The 21325-nt window shown below is 43.8% G+C and carries 17 protein-coding genes; 12 read left to right on the forward strand and 5 right to left on the reverse strand.

What is annotated here, in order from left to right; genetic code table 11:
* Nucleotides 1-23: 23 nt before the first annotated feature.
* Together DW036_RS03975 and DW036_RS03980 are read left to right on the forward strand one after the other, a co-directional pair.
* Nucleotides 24-725, forward strand: a complete 702-nt coding sequence (locus DW036_RS03975) for a Crp/Fnr family transcriptional regulator (protein ID WP_118461467.1) — start codon at nt 24-26, stop codon at nt 723-725.
* Between the two features lie 91 nt (nt 726-816).
* A complete protein-coding gene (locus DW036_RS03980; RefSeq protein WP_118461468.1) occupies nt 817-3261 on the forward strand; it encodes a glycoside hydrolase family 20 protein in 2445 nt (814 codons plus the stop codon).
* A gap of 92 nt (nt 3262-3353) precedes the next feature.
* On the opposite strand, the gene trxB is transcribed toward DW036_RS03980, so the two are convergent.
* The 5 genes from trxB to DW036_RS04005 all read right to left on the reverse strand — a co-directional run bounded on the left by trxB (nt 3354) and on the right by DW036_RS04005 (nt 9801).
* The gene (trxB, locus tag DW036_RS03985) at nt 3354-4304 is read right to left on the reverse strand and encodes a thioredoxin-disulfide reductase (protein ID WP_187374546.1); all 951 of its coding nucleotides are present in this window, start codon (nt 4302-4304) and stop codon (nt 3354-3356) included.
* A gap of 101 nt (nt 4305-4405) precedes the next feature.
* Nucleotides 4406-5050 carry a LolA-like putative outer membrane lipoprotein chaperone gene (locus tag DW036_RS03990; protein WP_118461470.1) on the reverse strand — a complete coding sequence of 215 codons (645 nt, stop codon included), beginning with the start codon at nt 5048-5050 and terminating at the stop codon, nt 4406-4408.
* 14 nt (nt 5051-5064) lie between these two features.
* Complete coding sequence (locus DW036_RS03995) at nt 5065-7566, reverse strand: DNA translocase FtsK (RefSeq protein WP_118461472.1); 2502 nt, start codon at nt 7564-7566, stop codon at nt 5065-5067.
* Nucleotides 7567-7696: 130 nt separating this feature from the next.
* Nucleotides 7697-9445, reverse strand: coding sequence for a DUF4091 domain-containing protein (locus tag DW036_RS04000; RefSeq protein WP_118461474.1), 1749 nt, complete (start codon nt 9443-9445; stop codon nt 7697-7699).
* Between the two features lie 74 nt (nt 9446-9519).
* The gene (locus tag DW036_RS04005) at nt 9520-9801 is read right to left on the reverse strand and encodes a hypothetical protein (RefSeq protein WP_118461476.1); all 282 of its coding nucleotides are present in this window, start codon (nt 9799-9801) and stop codon (nt 9520-9522) included.
* A gap of 289 nt (nt 9802-10090) precedes the next feature.
* On the opposite strand from DW036_RS04005, the gene DW036_RS04010 reads away from it, so the two are divergent.
* The 10 genes from DW036_RS04010 (at nt 10091) to DW036_RS04060 (ending at nt 21294) form a co-directional block, all read left to right on the forward strand.
* Nucleotides 10091-10735, forward strand: a complete 645-nt coding sequence (locus DW036_RS04010; RefSeq protein WP_118461478.1) for a DUF5063 domain-containing protein — start codon at nt 10091-10093, stop codon at nt 10733-10735.
* 11 nt (nt 10736-10746) lie between these two features.
* A complete protein-coding gene (locus DW036_RS04015; protein ID WP_118461480.1) occupies nt 10747-11379 on the forward strand; it encodes a 3'-5' exonuclease in 633 nt (210 codons plus the stop codon).
* 56 nt (nt 11380-11435) lie between these two features.
* Nucleotides 11436-12617: a class I SAM-dependent rRNA methyltransferase gene (locus DW036_RS04020; RefSeq protein ID WP_118461481.1), complete on the forward strand. Its 1182-nt coding sequence runs from the start codon at nt 11436-11438 to the stop codon at nt 12615-12617.
* Nucleotides 12618-12968: 351 nt separating this feature from the next.
* Entirely contained in the window at nt 12969-14228 is a 1260-nt protein-coding gene (locus DW036_RS04030) for a nucleoside permease (RefSeq protein ID WP_118461485.1), read from the forward strand.
* Between the two features lie 42 nt (nt 14229-14270).
* Nucleotides 14271-14873, forward strand: a complete 603-nt coding sequence (locus tag DW036_RS04035) for a bifunctional nuclease family protein (RefSeq protein WP_118461486.1) — start codon at nt 14271-14273, stop codon at nt 14871-14873.
* A gap of 4 nt (nt 14874-14877) precedes the next feature.
* The gene (locus DW036_RS04040; RefSeq protein WP_118461488.1) at nt 14878-15576 is read left to right on the forward strand and encodes a 16S rRNA (uracil(1498)-N(3))-methyltransferase; all 699 of its coding nucleotides are present in this window, start codon (nt 14878-14880) and stop codon (nt 15574-15576) included.
* 24 nt (nt 15577-15600) lie between these two features.
* The gene (locus tag DW036_RS04045; RefSeq protein WP_118461490.1) at nt 15601-17157 is read left to right on the forward strand and encodes a DUF4836 family protein; all 1557 of its coding nucleotides are present in this window, start codon (nt 15601-15603) and stop codon (nt 17155-17157) included.
* A 12-nt stretch (nt 17158-17169) separates the two neighbouring features.
* The gene (locus DW036_RS04050; protein ID WP_007215518.1) at nt 17170-17814 is read left to right on the forward strand and encodes an ATP-binding cassette domain-containing protein; all 645 of its coding nucleotides are present in this window, start codon (nt 17170-17172) and stop codon (nt 17812-17814) included.
* A gap of 270 nt (nt 17815-18084) precedes the next feature.
* Complete coding sequence (locus tag DW036_RS04055) at nt 18085-19290, forward strand: ABC transporter permease (protein WP_118461492.1); 1206 nt, start codon at nt 18085-18087, stop codon at nt 19288-19290.
* A 72-nt stretch (nt 19291-19362) separates the two neighbouring features.
* Nucleotides 19363-21294, forward strand: a complete 1932-nt coding sequence (locus tag DW036_RS04060; RefSeq protein WP_118461494.1) for a biosynthetic peptidoglycan transglycosylase — start codon at nt 19363-19365, stop codon at nt 21292-21294.
* Nucleotides 21295-21325 lie beyond the last annotated feature (31 nt).

Consider the following 21325-nt stretch of genomic DNA (forward strand, 5'->3'; position numbering starts at 1 on the left):
TATAACACAGTTTTGCAGCAGTTATGGTAAAAATGAATTTGTCAGACGTGAATGTTCCGGAGCTGATAGCCGATATGTGGGAGCCCCTGAATGAAGAGCAGCGAGAATTTCTCGCGAACCATTTTACGCTCCAGAATTATAAGAAAAATGAGGTCATTCACTGCGAAGGTGAGACTCCGAAATATCTCATGTGCCTCTTGAACGGAAAGGTCAAGATTTACAAGGATGGCGTTGGCGGCAGAAGCCAGATTATCCGCATGATTAAGCCTGTAGAATATTTCGGTTATCGCGCCTATTTTGCCAAAGAAGACTATGTTACTGCTGCTGCTGCTTTCGAACCCTCTCTTATTTGCCTGATACCAATGAGCGCTATCACAACATTGGTTTCACAAAACAATGATCTTGCCATGTTCTTCATCAAGCAATTATCTATCGACCTGGGAATTGCAGACGAGCGTACCGTCAACCTAACACAGAAACACATTCGCGGAAGACTGGCCGAATCACTTCTTTTCCTCAAAGAAAGTTATGGACTGGAAGAAGACGGTTCCACCCTCAGTATTTATCTCTCACGCGAAGATCTGGCAAACCTGTCTAATATGACAACCTCCAATGCTATCCGTACCTTATCACAATTCGCTACCGAACGCCTTATCACGATTGATGGACGGAAAATAAAGGTCATCGATGAGGAAAAACTGAAGAAAATAAGTAAAATAGGATAAAGGATAGTGATTGTCTTCCCCCTAAAGGCAATTACTGTTTTTTCCTCTTTCCTGTTTTACCCTATTTATAAACTTAACACACATAAATGCCATGAAAAAAGGATTAAGTGCTTTGCTATTAGCAAGCCTGCTGTGTGCCTCCTCCGGCTGTCAGCAAAATCAAAAAGAGGTAGTGAACGAGTATAACATCGTTCCGATGCCCAATCAAATGACTCCTCAAGAGGGACGTTTTCAACTGAGTAATAAAGTATCTGTCGCCACTGCCAGTTGCACTCCGGAAGTACAAGCCATTGCAGATAGCTTGATCGCCCGTATCCAATTGACCTCCGGTATCTCTTTGCAAAGTAACCCGCAAGAAAATCCGGAACAACCTGATATACGTTTCGTTACGGAAGATGGAATGCCTAAAGAAGGATACAAGCTTTCTATCACTCCAAATGAAATCACCCTTTCAGCATCCCATCCCAACGGTTTCTTTTATGGAGTACAGACTATGTACCAACTGTTGCCGCCTGCTGTTTATGGAAAAGCAACAGTGAAACGTGCTAACTGGTCTCTACCCGCCGTCGAAATAGAAGATTCTCCCCGTTTTCCTTACCGCGGTTTGATGCTGGATGTTTGCCGCCACTTCTCCACCACCGATTATATTTATAAATTCATCGATATGCTTGCCATGCATAAGATGAATATCTTCCACTTCCACCTGACAGATGACCAGGGCTGGCGAATAGAAATCAAGAAATACCCGAAACTACAGGAAGTAGGTTCAAAACGGAAAGAGACACTGATAGACTACTACTATGTAAACTGGCCGCAAATCTTCGATGGAAAAGAACATGGCGGATACTATACCCAAGAGGAAATTAAAGATATAGTAGCCTATGCAGCAAGTAAGTATATCACTGTCATTCCCGAAATAGAAATGCCGGGACATGCTATTGCAGCACTTGCCTCCTACCCTGAACTGTCTTGCAGACCGGATACGACATACGAAGTAACCGGCACATGGGGTGTGTTCGAAGAAGTCTTCTGTCCCAAAGAAGAAACATTCCAATTCCTGGAAGGTGTATTGGATGAAGTTATAGAATTGTTCCCCAGTTCATATATTCATATTGGCGGTGACGAATGTCCCAAGGATGCCTGGATGAAATGCGCACATTGCCAAGGATTAATCAAAGAGTTAGGTCTGAAAGACGACATCACTCCGAATGCCATTGACGGTAAGAAGCATACGAAAGAAGAAAAGCTGCAAAGTTACTTCATCACCCGTATGGAAAAATACCTCAACAGTAAAGGACGAAATATCATAGGCTGGGATGAAATCCTGGAAGGCGGACTGGCTCCCAATGCAACAGTCATGTCCTGGCGCGGTGTAGAAGGCGGTATCACAGCTGCCAAAGCCGGGCATGATGCAATTATGACTCCGAGTCCGTACGCTTATCTGGACCAGTACCAGGAGGAACCGGAAACTGCACCGACTACTATCGGTGGATATAATACACTTAAGAAAACATATAGTTATAATCCTGTTCCCGATGATGCGGAAGAATTGATAAAGAAACATATTATCGGTGTGCAAGGTAATATCTGGAACGAATATATGCAGAATGACGAACGCCGTGACTACCAAGCATTCCCCCGTGCCGTAGCTTTGGCAGAAACAGGCTGGACGCAGAACAGCAGAAAAAACTGGAACAGTTTCCGGAACCGCATGGTAGAAGATTTCGAACGTATGGATGTTATCAATGTGAAAGCTTGCCGTAATTTCTTTGATGTAAACATCAACACTCATGTATACGACGGAACATTGAAAGCTGTGCTGGAAACATTCTATCCGGATGCTGAAATCAGATACACAACGGATGGAAGTGCGCCGACTGCCAAATCCGAACTTTACACACAACCCTTTATCTGGGAAGGCAATATAGACTTACAGGCGGCGACCTTCAAAGATGGTAAGATGCTTGGGAAAGTAAACGGTAAGAAACTGTATGCAAACCTGATAAGCGGAAAACGATACACTACCACTCCTCATTGGGGCTGGATGAGTGGAGATATCTTCGGAGAAAACGATGTATTGGGCACAGATACCACTACACTGGGATTGACCAATGGAAAACGAGGTAATATCGCTTCTTTCACACCGTGGGTGGCTTTTAAGCTGAACGAGAAAAACAACAATGAACTCGTATTCTCTGTAGATATGGAGAAACCGATCACTATCAGTAAGATTGTTTTCGGTACACTTTATAACCCTGCTTTCCGTGTTCTGCCTGCAAGTGCAGCTCGCGTAGAGGTATCAACTGACGGTAAGGAATTTAAGGAAATAGCTCAGGCATCCTATACTCGAGAATATCCGGAACATGGCAGAAAAATGTTCACCGACGCTCTGGAATGTACGCCTACCAAAGCACGTTACATCAAAGTGACATTGAAGAGTGGTGGAACATTGCGTAATGGCATCGACTGCCGGAAAGATTCACCGGAAGATATAATTCCTTCAGACTTATATGTAGATGAGATAGAAGTATATTAATAAAAAGAAAGCTCCGGATTGTGAATGATAATCCGGAGCTTTCTTTTTATACTATTTTGCTATCCACAAGGGAAGCATTTCTTTACGCTACTTTAGGCAAGACACTTGGATGAAAGATATCTCTCAGCCTCGAGTGCCGCCTTACAACCACTACCTGCTGCCGTAATAGCCTGACGATAATGTGGATCAGCAATATCACCGGCCGCAAACACACCCGGCACTTTCGTACGAGGACTGTCACCTTCTGTAATGATATAACCTGTTTCATCCGTATCCAGATATGCCTTGAAGATATCCGAGTTCGGCTGATGACCGATAGCCAGGAAGAATCCATCGATAGCCAAATCATAACGTTCTTCATCCGGTTCACCCATGCGTTTCACCAGATGAACACCTTCTACACCGTTCTCTCCAAATAAACCTACAGCATTATGTTCAAACAGTACATCAATATTTTCATGCTTCATCACACGCTCCTGCATGATCTTAGAAGCACGTAAGAAGGGTTTTCTCACAATCAGATAAACCTTCTTAGCCAGTCCGGCAAGGTATACAGCCTCTTCACAAGCCGTATCACCGCCACCCACTACTGCCACTACCTTTTTGCGGTAGAAGAAGCCGTCACAAGTAGCACAAGCGCTGACACCCATACCGGCATATTTCTTTTCATCGTCCAGTCCCAGATATTTAGCGGTAGCACCTGTAGCGATAATCAACGTATCTGTTTCAATCACTTTTTCTTCATCAATCGTCACTTTATATGGAGCTGCACTCAGGTCGGAAGCAGTTGCAATACCGAAACGCAGGTCTGCACCGAAACGTTCTGCCTGCTTGCGCAAGTCATCCATCAATTGTTGGCCACTGACACCTTCCGGGTAACCGGGAAAGTTCTCCACATCTGTAGTAGTTGTCAACTGACCACCCGGCTGCAATCCTTCATAAAGCACCGGAGAAAGGTTGGCACGCCCTGCATAAATAGCTGCAGTATAACCGGCTGGACCAGAACCTATAATCAGACATTTTACTTTTTCTGTTTCCATCATTCTATTTACAATTTAACAATTTACAATTTACAATTAAAAAAACTCTTTGTTTACCATCCGTAGCACAATCTTCAGATTGTAAAAGGTGAAGGTATATACCTTTATCTTAAATCAATCACTTCGGCAGTCGGATACGCCTTCTTGTCAAAAATGAAAAGATTATCGTTGTAAGATTCTCCTGTTTTATAAGATGTAATGCGGATAGCTACGCTATTCCCACCCTTCTGAGTCATACTGATGCACAGAGGCTGAAAGGTATCTTTCGTTACGTAGATAATAACACACTGCAAATCCTGTTTCCTGTTAGAAGCTGTCAGTATCACTTCATAAGCAGGTTTACCCCCATAAATATCAGCTTTACCCAACTTTATATGATACCCTTGTCTATAAATGGACAATAAGGCATAAGGGTTAATGCTTTGCAACTCTTCGGGAGTAGGTTCGGAAACATTAACTTCATCATTGTTAGCCAGATAACTCCATTGCGTACGACCGTCGAACCAAGTCTTCACGCCATCGGCATCCAACAGGAACTTTTCTCCTTTCAAACGAATAGCCCCTGTAGAACTTCCTTGCAAGGTACTTTTAGCATACGTCTGAACCGTAAAATCAGCCTGAATACCTCCCGCCTGACGGAAGGCAGTAGCTGTACGGTCCAATATATCTTTGGCATCCATTTTCTGTGCCGAAAGCGGCAATACCAGACCGAACAGGCAGATACAGATTAAAAGAACATTCTTCATCATTAGTTTAACACGATTTACAGTAAATTGTTCAAACGCATTTGCAGGTCATTTTCATCGACACAAAGCACTTCACGCGCTTTACTGCCTTGTGCAGGTCCCACAATTCCAGCCTTTTCCAATTGATCCATCAATCGCCCTGCACGATTATAACCAATGGCAAACTTACGTTGGATCAATGAAGTAGAACCTTGCTGATGAATAACAATCAGACGGGCAGCATCTTCGAACAACGGATCCAGACGTCCCATATCCACATCTCCCAGATCACTTCCGCCATCTTCACTGACATATTCGGGCAAGTAGAATGCAGTAGGATATCCTTGCTGCTTGGCAATAAACTTCGTGATTTCCGCCACTTCCGGTGTATCGATAAAGGCACATTGCACACGCACAGGATCAGCCCCCTGCAGGAACAACATATCACCGCGTCCGATCAGCTGGTTAGCTCCCGGACGGTCGAGAATAGTACGAGAGTCTATCATGGCAGATACACGGAACGCAACACGCGCCGGGAAGTTCGCCTTGATTGTACCGGTAATGATATTTGTTGTCGGACGCTGCGTAGCGATAATCATATGGATACCCACCGCACGCGCCAACTGGGCAATACGGGCAATAGGCAATTCGACCTCTTTACCTGCCGTCATTATCAAGTCACCGAACTCATCGATCACCACTACTACATAAGGCATGAATTTATGCCCCTTTTCCGGATTCAACTGGCGATTGATAAACTTCTCATTATATTCCTTGATATTACGCACATGTGCAGCTTTCAATAAGTCGTAACGCGTATCCATCTCTATACAGATAGAATTCAACGTTTGCACTACCTTGGTTACGTCTGTAATAATAGCATCTTCTCCATCGGGCAGCTTAGCTAGGAAATGATGTTCAATCACCGAATAGATGCTGAATTCTACTTTCTTCGGGTCTACCAACACAAACTTCAGTTCAGCCGGATGCTTTTTATAGAGCAAAGAAGTAATAATGGCATTCAGTCCCACAGACTTACCCTGGCCAGTGGCACCGGCCACCAGCATATGCGGCATCTTGCACAAGTCTACCATGAACACTTCATTGGTAATTGTCTTACCCAAGGCAACCGGCAAGTCATAAGTAGACTCCTGGAACTTTTTACTGCCGATGATACTCTGTCCGGAAACGATTTTCGGATTAGAGTTCGGCACTTCAATACCAATCGTTCCTTTTCCCGGAATCGGTGCAATGATACGAATACCCAATGCTGAAAGGCTAAGGGCGATATCATCTTCCAGACCACGAATTTTAGAGATACGCACGCCTTGTTCGGGAGTGATTTCATACAGCGTTACCGTAGGCCCCACCGTTGCCTTGATCGTACTGATTTCAATACCAAAACTGCGCAACGTATTTATAATCTTATCTTTATTGGCATTCTGTTCCGCCATGTCGATAGTCGGCTCGGCATTATCGTAATGCTTCATCAAGTCGACAGTAGGATAGCGATAATTTTCCAGATCAAGACGAGGATTATAAGGTTCCTTTTCCGGACCTTTATATTCGTCATCATCCTCTGCAGCTTCTATTTCAAAAGTAGGTTCTACCGCTGCAGGTTTCTCATGAAGAGAAGGAGCAGGATCGGAGACTGGAGTTTCAATAATCATAGAAACTTCTTCCCCTGTTGCCTTGACAGGTTGGGGTTCTGTAATACCACCTAAATCCAGTGTTATTTCATTTTCCGGTTCTATTACCGGTTCAGGAACTTCAATGGGAGTTTCTTCTTCTTTCGTATCAGACTCCGCCACATCAGGAACAGAAGCAGGTTTCTTCTTTCCTTTCGCCGTCCAAGAGTCTGTAAACTCTTCCGGCGTTTCACCTTTCTCTTCTTCTTCCTTCTGTTTGCGCTTCAAAAAACTGAGGCTAAATAGCCTCCGTAACCAGATCACGGTACGTGCACTGATATAGATAAGGAAACAGATAGCAGTCACCAACAGAATCATCCAAACGCCCGGCACGCCCACTTGCGACACCAACCAATTGCTAACATTGTATCCATGCATACCGCCCAGATATAAGAAAGAATCTTTGTACTGCTCCACAAAAGCGAATCCAAAGAAGACAGAGAACCAGACGAGCAATAGCGAGCATCCGATAAACCACTTCCAAAGCCGAACCACACGCACACGCATCAACTTCAGTCCCGCCACTGCAAGGAACACAAGAATGAAGAAAGACGAGATGCCGAAGCAGTCGTTAATGAGATAGCTTGCTAACTGTGCACCGCGCGAACCGGCATAGTTTTTCACTCCATTATTGGTAGAAGCCAGTTCCTGCGCACTGCCCGAGTCAATAATACTTTGATCCGCCGCTCCCGTAAAGAAGAACGAAGAAAAGGCTAATAGCAAGTATACAGAAAAGATGACCAGTATCAAGCCAATAACAAAGTGAATGGTTTCGTTTTTAAAGATTGCCCTTATTTTACCAAACAAGGAAAGAGTTTGTTCCGTATCTTTAATTGAATTTTTCTTAGCCATGAATATAATTCCTTAGTAAATGATAGATTGGTGCAAAAGTAATAAAAATATTGCTCTTTTTATAACCTTACCTTCTAAAGATTCTCCGAATTGAGAAGAGGTATCAACCAATCTTTCCGCCAGATGCCTATCAATATCTGTTGATTACCTCTTTGGCTTTGTTTACAGCAGTAACTGCCGGGATTTCTCCCAAACTCCGCTCGTCGAACATTTGCAATATTTTCTCAATATCCTTAATAGCACCTTTATTACCTTTCTTCTTAAATTCTTCTTTCAGAATACGCACTTTTTCAAAAGCTTGCACCCCCTCGGTCAGACGCTCCATGCGGATGGATGAACGAGCACCGGGATAGATCAGATAAGTATCTCCTGCCGCCCACGCAGTAAAACGGCTATCCTGCAACGGATTTTTCACCCAGCTATTCAATGCCCAACGCAGATAACCATCCAGATTTTCTTTAGCGCTATGCCATGCCAGCCATTCGGCTTCGGCAGGTGGGCTGAAAGTAAAGGTGTTCGGACGAGGTTCCGAACAGCAGGTATAAAAAGTGGTTACCTTTCCGGCTTCACGGCGTGAATCAATCGTTTCAGGCGGGAATCTCTCGGCAATCGTAATGCAATAATCATCCAGTTCATCCACCAATTCAGCGTGATAAGTTCCGGCCAGTGAAACCTTAAAATCTTTATCGGCTTTGCGGATTACTTTTAATGTTTCCTGCATGTCTTTCATAGGGCGTTCATCCATAGCAATATGAGTAATCTCAAACCATCCTCTTTCTTTCAGATGTCGGGCAAACGATTTCAGCATCGTTATCCAGAACTCTTCGTAAGCAGCTTCTCCCGGCTTGGCATTAAGATATTTGAATGAATTGCTCGCCTGGTCAAAGTATTGAAAAGAAAGTCGCCAAGGTACCATAGAGAAACAACTGATTTGCTTCCTGACGCCTGTGCTCATCATAAACTCCACCCATTTATCGAACACCGTATAATCAAAATACCAAGTACCGTCGGCTTTCTTCAGCCAGGTGACCATGCTCTCGAAAGCATCATACGTCTGCCCGTTCCAAGGCTTGTGCATGATGGAAGCAGTAATCACTTTCCCGCCTGCATCGGCATACAACTTCATCAACGGGCGCATCAGTTCAAAATGTTTGTCACTGAATGGTTCCACACCATAATAGCGCGCCACAGCATAGGGATTCTGCCATAGATCCAGATGGAAAGCCCATTCGGAAGGAACAGGAAGGATACGGTTCTTTACATTGACAGTCAGCTTCAGTTCAGACAAGGCAGTATCTCCGTTTCGCACGGTAACCGTTCCCGTATATTTTCCGGCTTCAGCATGCTGCGGCACCCGAACACTGATCCAGCCTCCTTGGGCTGAGTTGGCAGGAATCACCAGGGAAGGGGTAAGATGATCAAGTACATCCGCTACCAGAGTAGAGTCAAAGTCGGCACTGTTGCGGTAGCCGCATGCCCCCAGCCCATCCTTGTTCAGTTCGTCGGTCATGACATAGCGTACAAAACTAGTCCGAATATCATCTTTACTAATGGTTTCGGAACCGGAAGTCAGATCACTGACAGTGAAAGTCAGATTGCTTAATGTTTCAGGAGTCCACACTACCAGTTGGGCAGATACTTTTTCACCTTTCCAGGCTGTGAGATTAATACTTTTCTTTATTCCGGAAATAGCGGCAGGTTCTTCCTTCTTATACCGTACATCCGTACTTCCCCAACTGACTTGCGGGGCTTTCACTTCAGACCATAAAGCCGGATTGACGGCTACTGGATTAGCGGCTTCCTGATAAGATTCCATATTTTGGGCATTCAGGCATATTGTAGAGAACAGGAGAGTTCCCAGAAATAAGAGTTTTGTCATAGGTTAACTACAAATTAGAGGTTTGGAAAGCAAAGATAAAGAAAAGGCAATGCGAAAACAAGGAAAGAAAGCCTTTATATATCATGGCTTATCAGAAAACGGCAGATACAACCGATTATAGCAGAAAAATGGAAACCATTGATTTCATACAGTAGAAGCATCAATGCACAGGATAGAAAGACCGTATATCCACAATAGAAGATTGAAGGGATGGAAATATGCGCAAACCAGACGTTTATAGCTGCGTTAGCTTGCGCACTTATCTGCATCGGGTAACGCTTATAGCTGCGTTGGCTTGCACACTTATCTGAATCAGGCAATGCACTTATCTGAACTGTATATTCTACTACTTCCATCTAAAAAATGAAGTTTTTCTATTTTATGTGTTACACACATTTTATATTAATAGGTAGGGACAGCTACCACCTATTAACATAAAATGTGTGTAACACAGCTTAAAGAAAAAGTTAAGGAAATTCGCGCCCGCGATCGCATATGCGCCCGTACATTATTATAAAAACGGTGGCAGTGAAGGCAGCATAAATGTGAATGAAATGTTTAACGAACTATTGTTCAGTAAAATGCAAATAAATTTGCTACTGCACTCCGTTTGCACTATCTTTGCGTTTCAAAATCAAGTAGATTATGAAAAAAGAAAGCCAAGTGATATTCGACCGCAACGTGGTGGAGTTCGTCACCGTAGCTGCCGAGTTCTGTAAATTCCTGGAACAGGCGGAGACGATGAAACGCAATACATTTGTCGATACCTCATTAAAGATACTTCCGCTACTTTACCTCAAGGCTGCCATGCTGCCCGAAACGGAAATAATAGGCGATGAAGCCCCCGAAAGCTATGTGACGGAGGAAACATATGAAGTGCTTCGCATCAACCTTGCCGGTATTCTTGCCGAAAAGGATGATTATCTGGATGTATTCATACAAGATATGGTTTATAGCGACCAACCCATCAAGAAGAATATTTCCGAAGACCTGGCGGATATTTACCAAGCCATCAAAGATTTCATTTTCGTCTTCCAACTGGGATTGAATGAAACAATGAACGACTCCCTCGCCATCTGCCAGGAGCAATTCAAAGAGTACTGGGGACAAACCTTGGTAAACACGCTACGTGCACTACACGACGTGAAATACCGCCAATCCGAAGAAGATGAACCGGAAGATGATGATTTTAAAGATGAAGAAGAATGTGATTGTCATGGCCACGATCATGGTCATTGCGATTGCGACGATGATGATTGCCATTGCCACGGCCATCACCATCACGAATAAAGAATTAAATTATGGTTATTAAAAAAACGATTAAAAAGGAAGATATCAAAGAGATGCCCAAAGTTCTCTTTCCAGGACAAATACATCTGGTACAAACCCCCTGGGAAGCAGAAAAGGCAGTTACTTACCTGAAGCAATATCCTTTGCTGGGAATTGACAGCGAAACCCGCCCGTCATTCACCAAAGGACAATCACACAAGGTTGCGCTGCTACAGGTATCCTCTGAAAAAGATTGCTTCCTCTTCCGCCTGAACCTGACCGGCCTGACGCTTCCGATTATTTCGTTGCTGGAAAGCCCATCGGTCACCAAAGTCGGCCTTTCGTTGCGGGATGACTTTATGATGCTGCACAAACGTGCTCCCTTTGAACAACGCGCCTGCATCGAATTGCAAGAATATGTCCGTATGTTCGGCATACAGGACAAGAGCTTGCAGAAAATCTATGGTATCCTGTTCGGTGAAAAGATTTCCAAATCGCAACGTCTTTCCAACTGGGAAGCCGAACACCTGACCGAACCTCAGAAACAGTATGCGGCTACCGATGCATGGGCATGCCTCAACATCTATAACCGACTGCAAGAATTAAAAATCAGTGGTGACTATGAGTTGGCACCGGACGAAACAGAGGAAATTATAACCCAATAATCAGTGTGATACTACTCACTCATCACTAACAGCTAATCGTTAATCACTATAACAGCATGTACAAAGTATATCTCAAATCTGGCAAAGAAGAGTCATTAAAACGTTTTCATCCCTGGGTGTTTTCGGGTGCTATCGCTCATTTCGACGGTGAACCCGAAGAAGGCGAAGTAGTAGAAATTTATACTTCCAAAAAGGAATTCATTGCCAAAGGACATTTCCAGATTGGCAGCATTGCCGTACGCGTACTCTCTTTCCATCAGGATGAGGCTATCGATTCCGATTTCTGGAAACGTAAACTCAGTATTGCTTATGAGATGCGCCGTAGCATTGGCATTGCCGAGAACCCAACTAATAATACTTACAGACTGGTACATGGAGAAGGTGATAACCTCCCCGGACTAATCATTGATATTTATGCCCGCACCGCCGTGATGCAGGCACACTCTGCCGGTATGCATCTTGACCGTATGGAAATAGCCAATGCTCTCAGTGAAGTAATGGGTGATAAAATAGAGAATATCTATTATAAATCAGAAACGACTCTTCCCTTCAAGGCTGATCTTTACCCTGAAAACGGTTTCTTGAAAGGTGGTAGCACTGATAATGTAGCTATGGAATATGGACTGAAATTCCATATTGACTGGTTGAAAGGACAAAAGACCGGTTTCTTCGTGGATCAACGCGAGAACCGCGCACTGCTGGAACGTTATGCAAATGGACGTTCCATATTAAACATGTTCTGCTATACCGGTGGCTTTTCTGTTTATGGTATGCGTGGAAATGCCAAACTGGTACATTCCGTAGACAGTTCAGCTAAAGCAATTGACCTCACGAATAAGAATATAGAATTGAATTTCCCCGGTGATGCCCGCCATGCAGCTTTTGCCGAAGATGCTTTCAAATATCTGGATCGCATGGGCGACCAATACGACCTGATTGTTCTGGACCCGCCTGCATTTGCCAAACACCGCGATGCTTTGCGCAATGCCCTGCAAGGTTACCGCAAACTGAATGTAAAAGCTTTCGAGAAGATCAAACCGGGCGGTATTCTATTTACTTTTTCCTGCTCGCAAGCAGTCAGCAAAGAAAACTTCCGCACGGCAGTCTTCACAGCAGCTGCAATGTCCGGTCGCAGCGTTCGCATCCTGCATCAACTGACGCAACCCGCCGACCATCCGGTAAGTATATATCATCCCGAGGGGGAATATCTGAAAGGATTAGTGTTGTATGTAGAATAAATAGTGCATGTACTTTGGTCCTTATAAAGGGGGAAAGCACCCTTTATATTCTAAAAGATGTTAAACCAAAGAAGAAAATCACTAAAACACTATGTTGTATAACATAAAACCTCTACATTTGCATTGTGTTTTTCATGGTATTAGATTTAAGGTTAATAAAGATTGGCTGTCTGGGATAGATAGCCTTCTTTTTTTATATACACCTGCCTACTCCACTTTTTACCATCTATTCTTCACCATTCTTCACTTTTATGCGCTTTTTATCAATTAACTTGCTCACGCAATCAACGAAAATATTATATTTGCATCTATTATTTAATGTGAAAAGGAAACACACAAATTAGAAAAGTCATGAGTATAAAAGTTCGTTTGATCATCATGAACTTCCTGCAATTCTTCGTATGGGGGTCATGGTTAATTTCATTAGGTGGTTACATGGGCAGAGAACTACACTTCGAAGGAGGTCAAATCGGTGCAATCTTCGCAACCATGGGTATCGCCTCTCTAATTATGCCTGGCATCATTGGTATCATTGCCGATAAATGGTTTAATGCAGAACGCTTATACGGACTTTGCCACATTGCAGGGGCTGCCTGTCTTTTCTATGCTTCCACGGCTACGGGGTATGACCAGATGTATTGGGCAATGCTGCTCAATTTATTGGTATATATGCCTACTTTATCACTGGCCAATACAGTTTCGTACAATTCGCTTGAACAATATAAGTGTGACCTCATCAAAGATTTCCCACCCATTCGCGTATGGGGCACTATCGGTTTCATTTGTGCAATGTGGGCGGTGGACCTTACCGGATTCAAGAACTCAAGCGCCCAACTCTATGTAGGTGGTGCATCCGCATTAATGCTGGGTCTGTACTCCTTCACCCTGCCGGCATGTAAACCTGCCAAGACCGGAAATAAATCGCTGATTTCTTCTTTAGGACTGGATGCATTCGTACTATTCAAAAGAAAGAAAATGGCTATTTTCTTCTTGTTCTCCATGCTTCTGGGAGCAGCGTTGCAGATTACTAACACGTATGGCGACCTTTTTTTAGGTAGTTTTGCCAGTATTCCGGAATATGCAGAGTCTTTCGGTGTGAAGCATTCGGTTATCCTGCTATCCATCTCGCAGATGTCTGAAACATTATTTATTCTCGCCATACCTTTCTTCCTGAGACATTTCGGAATTAAACAGGTCATGCTGATCAGTATGTTTGCATGGGTATTTCGGTTCGGCTTGTTCGGTTTCGGTGATCCGGGTTCAGGACTGTGGATGTTAATCCTATCCATGATCGTGTATGGCATGGCATTCGATTTCTTCAACATTTCAGGTTCGTTGTTTGTTGAACAAGAAACCAGTTCCAATATCCGCGCCAGTGCCCAGGGATTATTCTTTATGATGACCAACGGCTTGGGTGCCATTATTGGAGGATACGCCAGCGGTGCCGTAGTAGATGCCTTCTCGGTATATGCCGACGGCAGACTGGTGAGCCGAGAGTGGTCCCAAATTTGGTTGATCTTTGCTGCTTATGCACTGGTTATCGGTATTTTGTTTGCCTTGGTATTCAAGTACAAGCACCGGCCGGAAGAAGCAGTAAATAAAAAGCAGTAAGTAGCAAGTGGCTGGTAGCTACCAGCCACTCGGAAAAATATTATGGATAAAAAGAAGAAAATAGAACTAGAAGTACTAAACATTTCCAATAGTCAGGAACAAGCAGGAGCTTACGCTTTGGTATTGGGAGAAGTGGAGGGCACCCGCCAATTACCGGTTATCATTGGTGCGGCGGAAGCTCAGGCAATGCTAATCAACCTGAAAGGGATTGTTCCACCACGCCCCTTGACTCACAACCTTTTCGCTTCGTGCCTGGAAGTATTGGGAGTGAATATGATGCGTGCTCTTATCTACAGGGTAGACAATGGTGTATTCTATTCTTATATCTACCTGAAAGCAGACGATGCAATCATTCGTATGGATGCCCGCACATCCGATGCGGTTGCTATGGCTTTACGGATGAAAGCCCCCATCTTTATTTACGAGGAGATTCTGGAAGCGGAACAACTCAAGACCGGAAAAGAGAACGAAACCGGTAGTGTAGCTCCTATGGGCGAAAACCCTTCCCCACATGATGATGAATTCTTCCAGGGAGATACGATAGAGATGCTGCAAAAGGCATTGCAAGAAGCCATAGCCAACGAGAATTACGAACGAGCAGCCCACATCAGGGACGAAATTACCAAACGAAAAGAACAGAAATAGACTTATGCATGTATTCTATACACCCGACATACAAACCCGTGCCGAACTTCCCGAAGAAGAAGCCCAACACTGCATCCGCGTACTACGCCTCAATATTGGCGATCTGATTACATTGACCGATGGCAAAGGCTATTTCTATCGTGCAGAAATCAGTGCTGCTACCAACAAGCGTTGCATAGTAAACATTCTGGAGACTACTTATCAGGAACCTCTATGGAACGGACATCTGCACATTGCCATGGCCCCGACCAAGAATATGGATCGCACAGAATGGTTTGCTGAAAAAGCCACTGAAATAGGCTTCGATGAACTGACTTTCCTGAACTGCCGCTTCTCGGAACGGAAAGTTATCAAGACCGAACGTATCAGTAAAATACTGGTGTCAGCCATCAAACAATCCCTTAAAGCCCGTTTGCCACAACTGAATGAAATGACGGATTTCAATAAGTTCATCACGCAGCCTTTCAAAGGACAGAAGTTCATAGCTCACTGTTACGAAGGAGAAAAGCCTCTGTTGAAAGATGTATTCCACAAAGGAGAAGATGCACTGGTATTAATCGGTCCGGAAGGAGACTTCAGTGAAGAAGAAGTGCAAAAGGCAATAGAAAACGGCTTTACTCCCATTAGTCTGGGAAAGTCGAGACTGCGTACAGAAACGGCAGCTCTGGTGGCCTGCCATATTCTGAACTTACAAAATCAATGATAATCACACTTAAATAATAGTTATATGAAGAAAAGTTTGTTTCCCCGTTTGGCGTTGATGGCTGTAGTGGTAGCTCTTGTCAGCGCATGTTCCCAGAAGAAGCAAGAATACACCGATGTGATTCCTGCCAATGCCCATACGGTAGTCAGCATCAACCTGAAATCATTGGCTGACAAAGCAGGCCTCAATGACAAGGAGAACAAAGAAGTACAGGAAAAGCTGACGAATGCTTTGAAAAGTGGCATGAATGCTGCAACATTCCAGCAAGTGGAAATGATAATGAAAGATCCGAAGAAATCGGGAATCGATGTATCGGAACCTTTGTATATCTTCACCACGGAAACATTCCCTACTACTATCGTTGCCAAAGTCAGCAGTGAAGACGACCTGCATGCACTGCTGGAAACATTGGAAAAAGAAAAAGTCTGTCAGCCTCTGGCAAGCAGTGACGGTTTTCAGTTCACACAAATGGGAAACCAGGTACTCATAGCATATACTCCTTCAGTGCTTATGCTGACCAATTATAGCGGCACTACCCAGCTTGAGAAAATCAAAGAGAATATTCCTGCTTTGCTGAAACAGACGAATGAAAACAGCATTGTTTCAACTACTGTCTTCAAAAAGATGCAGAAGATGGGAGGAGATATCAGCACTATGTTCTCTCCGGCAAGCCTGCTGGGTCCTTATGCCAATATGATCAAGGCAAGCGATATGCCCTACAACATTGACCTGAAAGATATGAAAATGTTGGGAAGCCTTTCCTTTGATAAAGGTAAGGTAAGCATGAAGTATGAGAGCTTCACAGAAAACCCGGAACTGCAAGCTTTGTTCGACAAGCAAAAAAAGGCAACCTGCCCCATAGAAAACACTTTCTTGAAATACTTCCCGAAATCCACCCTGATGTATCTCAGCATGGGTATCAATGGAGAAGAGTTCTATAACATGTTGTTGGAAAATGAGCAGTTCCAGAAGAATTTCTCCATAGCCAAGGCTAATGAAGTAAAAGAGTTGTTCGGCACATTCCAGAAAGATATTGCAATGGGGCTGATAAACTTCACTATAAATAATGCTCCCACTTTCCTGATGTACGCCAGTGTAAAGAGTGCTGCCCCCGTACAGTTATTGTATGAGAAGAAAAGCGAACTGGGCTTAAAAAGAGGAGACGACATCCTGAAACTGGGAGAAAACGAATATGTATATAAATCAAAGGCACTGAACCTGTTCTTCGGAGTTCGCAACAATAGTTTGTATGCTACGAATGACGAAATGTTGTACAAGAGCATAGATAAAGCCGTTAATCCATCCATTAAGGATACCGAATTTGCATCCAACATCAAAGGTAAAAACAGTGCTTTCGTCATTAATGCTGAAGCAATTCTTGCTTTGCCGATTGTGAAGATGTTATCAGAATATGGCGGCACACAATATGCAACAGCTTTTGCTTTGGTTGACAAGATAGCTTATGTAGAAGCTGTTGGCGACCCCAATAATAATGCAGATATAGTTATTCAACTGAAAGACAAAAACGTAAATGCATTGAAACAGATCGTAAACTTCATCAAAGAGTTTGCAGGCATCTAATCCCGATAAATAATGGAAATCATTCATCTGAGGCAAACACTTCCCCAAGTGTTTGCCGACCGGGATGCCATCACATCCGACGTGTGGCATCAAGACCTTGTGCTACGGAAAGGAGAGCGGTATCTGATAGAAGCAGCTTCCGGCACGGGTAAATCTTCTCTATGCAGCTATATCTACGGATATCGCCGCGATTACCAGGGTATCATCAACTTTGATGAACGCAATATCCGTTCGCTCTCCATTCATGAGTGGGTGGAATTACGAAAACATTCATTGAGCATGCTGTTCCAGGAGCTACGTATCTTCCCTGAACTGACGGCTTTGGAAAACGTCCAGTTGAAGAACCGACTCACCAATTATAAGAAGAAAAAAGAAATCCTTGCACTTTTTGAAACACTCGGTATCGCCGAGAAAGTAAACGAGAAAGCCGGAAAGTTATCTTTCGGACAACAGCAACGTGTAGCCTTCATCCGTGCCCTCTGCCAACCATTCGATTTCATCTTTCTGGATGAACCTATCAGCCACCTGGATGATGATAACGGCACACTTATGGGACGCATGCTGACCGAAGAAGCCGAACGGCAAGGCGCAGGAATAATTGTTACTTCCATTGGAAAACATATAGAATTAGAATATAATAAAGTGATGAAACTATAAATGATAATTTAGCGGGCTGAATTTTAAGCCTGAAAGGCTTGCATTATATAGCGTAGGGCATCGCCCTACGTAATGTGCATCCCCATTTCTAAGCCCTGAAAGGACGATATAAAGGTTGATGCTTAATTGCGCCCTTTCAGGGCTTAAATTAAAGATATACATAATCACGTAGGGCGTCGCCCTACGCTATGTAATATCAGGCTTTCAGCCTGTCTTGATTTCAGGTATTCAGTTCCCTAAATTATCATTTAACAAAAACATATAATTTCAATGAACAAGCTTGTTTGGAAACTTCTCCGTCAGCACATCAGCATCGGACAATTAAGTGGCTTTTTTCTCGCCAACATCTTCGGTATGCTGATTGTACTGTTGAGCGTGCAATTTTATAAGGATGTTCTTCCCGTCTTCACGCAGGGAGACAGCTTCATGAAGAAAGATTATATCATCGCTACCAAAAAGATCAGTACCCTCGGCAGCATTACCGGACAAAGCAATACTTTTTCCAAAGATGAAATCAAGGAGCTGGAAGCACAACCTTTTACACGCAGCGTAGGCGCCTTCACACCTACCCTTTTCAAAGTGTCGGCAGGGCTGGGAATGCAACAAGCCGGTATCCGTATTTCTACGGATATGTTTTTTGAATCTGTTCCCGATGCTTTTGTCGATGTCAGCCTGGACAAGTGGCACTTTGATGAAGGTACACAAACCATACCTATCATCATTCCCCGCAACTACCTGAACCTTTACAACTTTGGTTTTGCGCAAAGCCGCAACTTGCCGAAATTATCGGAAGGTGTAATGGGACTGATACAAATGGATATCAACATGCGTGGCAACGGACGTGTAGAACAATACAAAGGAAATATCGTCGGCTTCTCCAATCGGTTGAATACCATCCTTGTTCCTCAATCCTTCATGGAGTGGGCAAATCAGAATTTCGCCCCCGAACGGGAAGCGCAACCCTCCCGCCTCATCGTGGAAGTAAAGAATCCCACAGATACAGCCATCACCGACTACTTCCAACAAAAGAACTATGAAACCGAAGGAGACAACCTGGATGCCGGAAAAACAACCTATTTCCTCCGCCTCATCACAGGTATTGTTTCAGGAGTAGGACTATTTATCAGTATCTTGTCTTTTTATATCCTGATGCTAAGTGTATTCTTGCTGCTTCAGAAGAATACGGCAAAGTTAGAAAACCTACTATTAATAGGTTACAGTCCTTCTAAAGTCGCATTGCCTTATCATGTATTGACCGTAGGCTTGAATTTACTGGTACTGCTCCTCGCCGTCATTGGTGTAGCCTGGTTAAGATCTTACTACACCGGAGTCCTGCAAATTCTCATTCCACAACTGGAAACAGGCTCTCTTCTGCCCTGTCTCCTTGCCGGAAGTATCTTATTTATAGTGGTATCCGCTTTAAACATCCTCCTGATACGAAAGAAGGTTCTCTCCATCTGGAAAGGGAACAAATGATTCCCGTTTTTAAGCTTAAAGAGTAGCAACTTACATTTTTATCCATACCTTTACGCCCGAAAAGTAAAGAGTATGATAAAACGAAAAATAACCAAAGTAATAGTAGCATGTCTCATGCTGCTATTTCTTTTATCAACAGGTATTTTCATCTTCCGGGGAAGCCTACTGCGCCATATCGCAGATAAACGCATTGTCAGACTGGAACAGCGTTACGGATTGGACATCAGTTACAATAAACTCCACATGAAGGGGTTGAATACGATCTCCGTCGACGGACTGAATGTGGTTCCACAGAAAAGAGATACATTGCTTTCCCTTCAATCTCTCAATATCCGTATCGGCCTTTGGAAACTGCTGTGGGGAGATATCAAGATCAAAGAAGTCTGCCTGGACGGACTTTCACTCAATTTCATAAAAAAAGACTCTACAGCCAATTATGATTTCCTTTTCCTGCCCTCTTCCGAAGTAACTGCCTCCAATGAAAGCAATACCAGTACCGATTACACCCGTCGCATCAATACAACATTAAATCTCCTTTTCGGCCTGTTACCCGGAAACGGTGAACTCACCCATCTTACAATCACTGAGCGGAAAGACCGTAATTTCGTCAGCTTCCGTATTCCCCGCTTTGTGATTGACGACTATCATTTCCAATCAGAAATAACAGTTCTGGAAGACAGCCTGAACCAACAATGGAATACCGAAGGAGAATTTAATCCTTCGGAAAGGCGATTGCATGCAACTTTACATGCTCCACAACTGACTGTTCCTTATATCCACCGCCGATTCGGTGCAGAAGTACAGTTCGACAGTCTGACGTGCAACTTCTCACAAGAAAAAGCAAGCAACGGACTCACATGTCTGGTTGGCCAGTCGGAAGTACGGGGATTGCAGGTATATCATAAGCGGTTGTCGCCCGAGACGATCAACCTGGATCGCGGACAACTGGATTTCCACGTAAATGTCAGTCCGCAAGCCGTAGAACTGGATAGTACCAGCCTTGTACGTTTCAATGCACTGACCTTCCATCCTTATTTAAAGGCAGAACGTGTTGGGAAAAGTACAGGCAAGAAAGAGTGGCATTTTATAGCTTCTGTCCGGAAACCCTGGTTCCCTTCGGAAGAGTTGTTCGGTTCATTGCCCAAAGGACTTTTCGAAAACCTGGAAGGTCTCGGCACTACCGGACAATTAGCTTATCACTTTCTATTGGATGTGGATTTCTCTCAACTGGATAGTTTGAAGTTTGAGTCGGAACTGAAAGAAAAAGATTTCCGTATTCTCCATTATGGAAAGACGGATTTAGGTAAGATGTCCGATGAGTTTATCTATACAGCGTACGAGAACGGACAACCCGTATACACCTTCCCAGTCGGTCCGTCATGGGAGAATTTCACACCCTTGGACAGTATTTCTCCTCTGCTGCAAATGTCTGTCATGCAGAGCGAGGACGGAGCTTTCTTCTATCACCGGGGATTCCTGCCGGATGCCATGCGAGAAGCTCTGATTCATGACCTGGAAGTTCGCAAGTTTGCCCGCGGAGGTAGCACGATCTCCATGCAATTGGTGAAGAATGTTTTCCTGAACCGTAACAAAAACATTGCCCGCAAACTGGAAGAAGCGCTTATCGTCTGGCTCATCGAAACCGAACACCTCACTCCGAAGGCACGCATGTACGAAGTTTACCTGAACATAGCGGAATGGGGGCCTATGGTTTACGGCATCCACGAAGCGGCATCTTTCTACTTTAACAAACGCCCCTCACAGTTAAGTTTAGAAGAAAGTATTTTCCTGGCTTCTATCGTTCCTAAACCGAAACACTTCAAAAACTCATTTACGGCAGATGGGCGGTTGCAAGAAAGCCAGGAAGGCTACTTCCGCCTGATTGCGGAAAGATTAGCCAAGAAAGAAGTGATAACTGATGCACAAGCGGCACAGGTAAATATTAATAATGTGGTACTAAAAGGAATGGCTAAATCAAGGTTTGTAAATGAAGGTTGGCAATAAAGCAAAACGGAAAAGTAATAAATAAATTCCT

It is taken from the genome of Bacteroides sp. AF39-11AC (genome assembly GCF_003474285.1).
Taxonomy (GTDB): domain Bacteria; phylum Bacteroidota; class Bacteroidia; order Bacteroidales; family Bacteroidaceae; genus Bacteroides.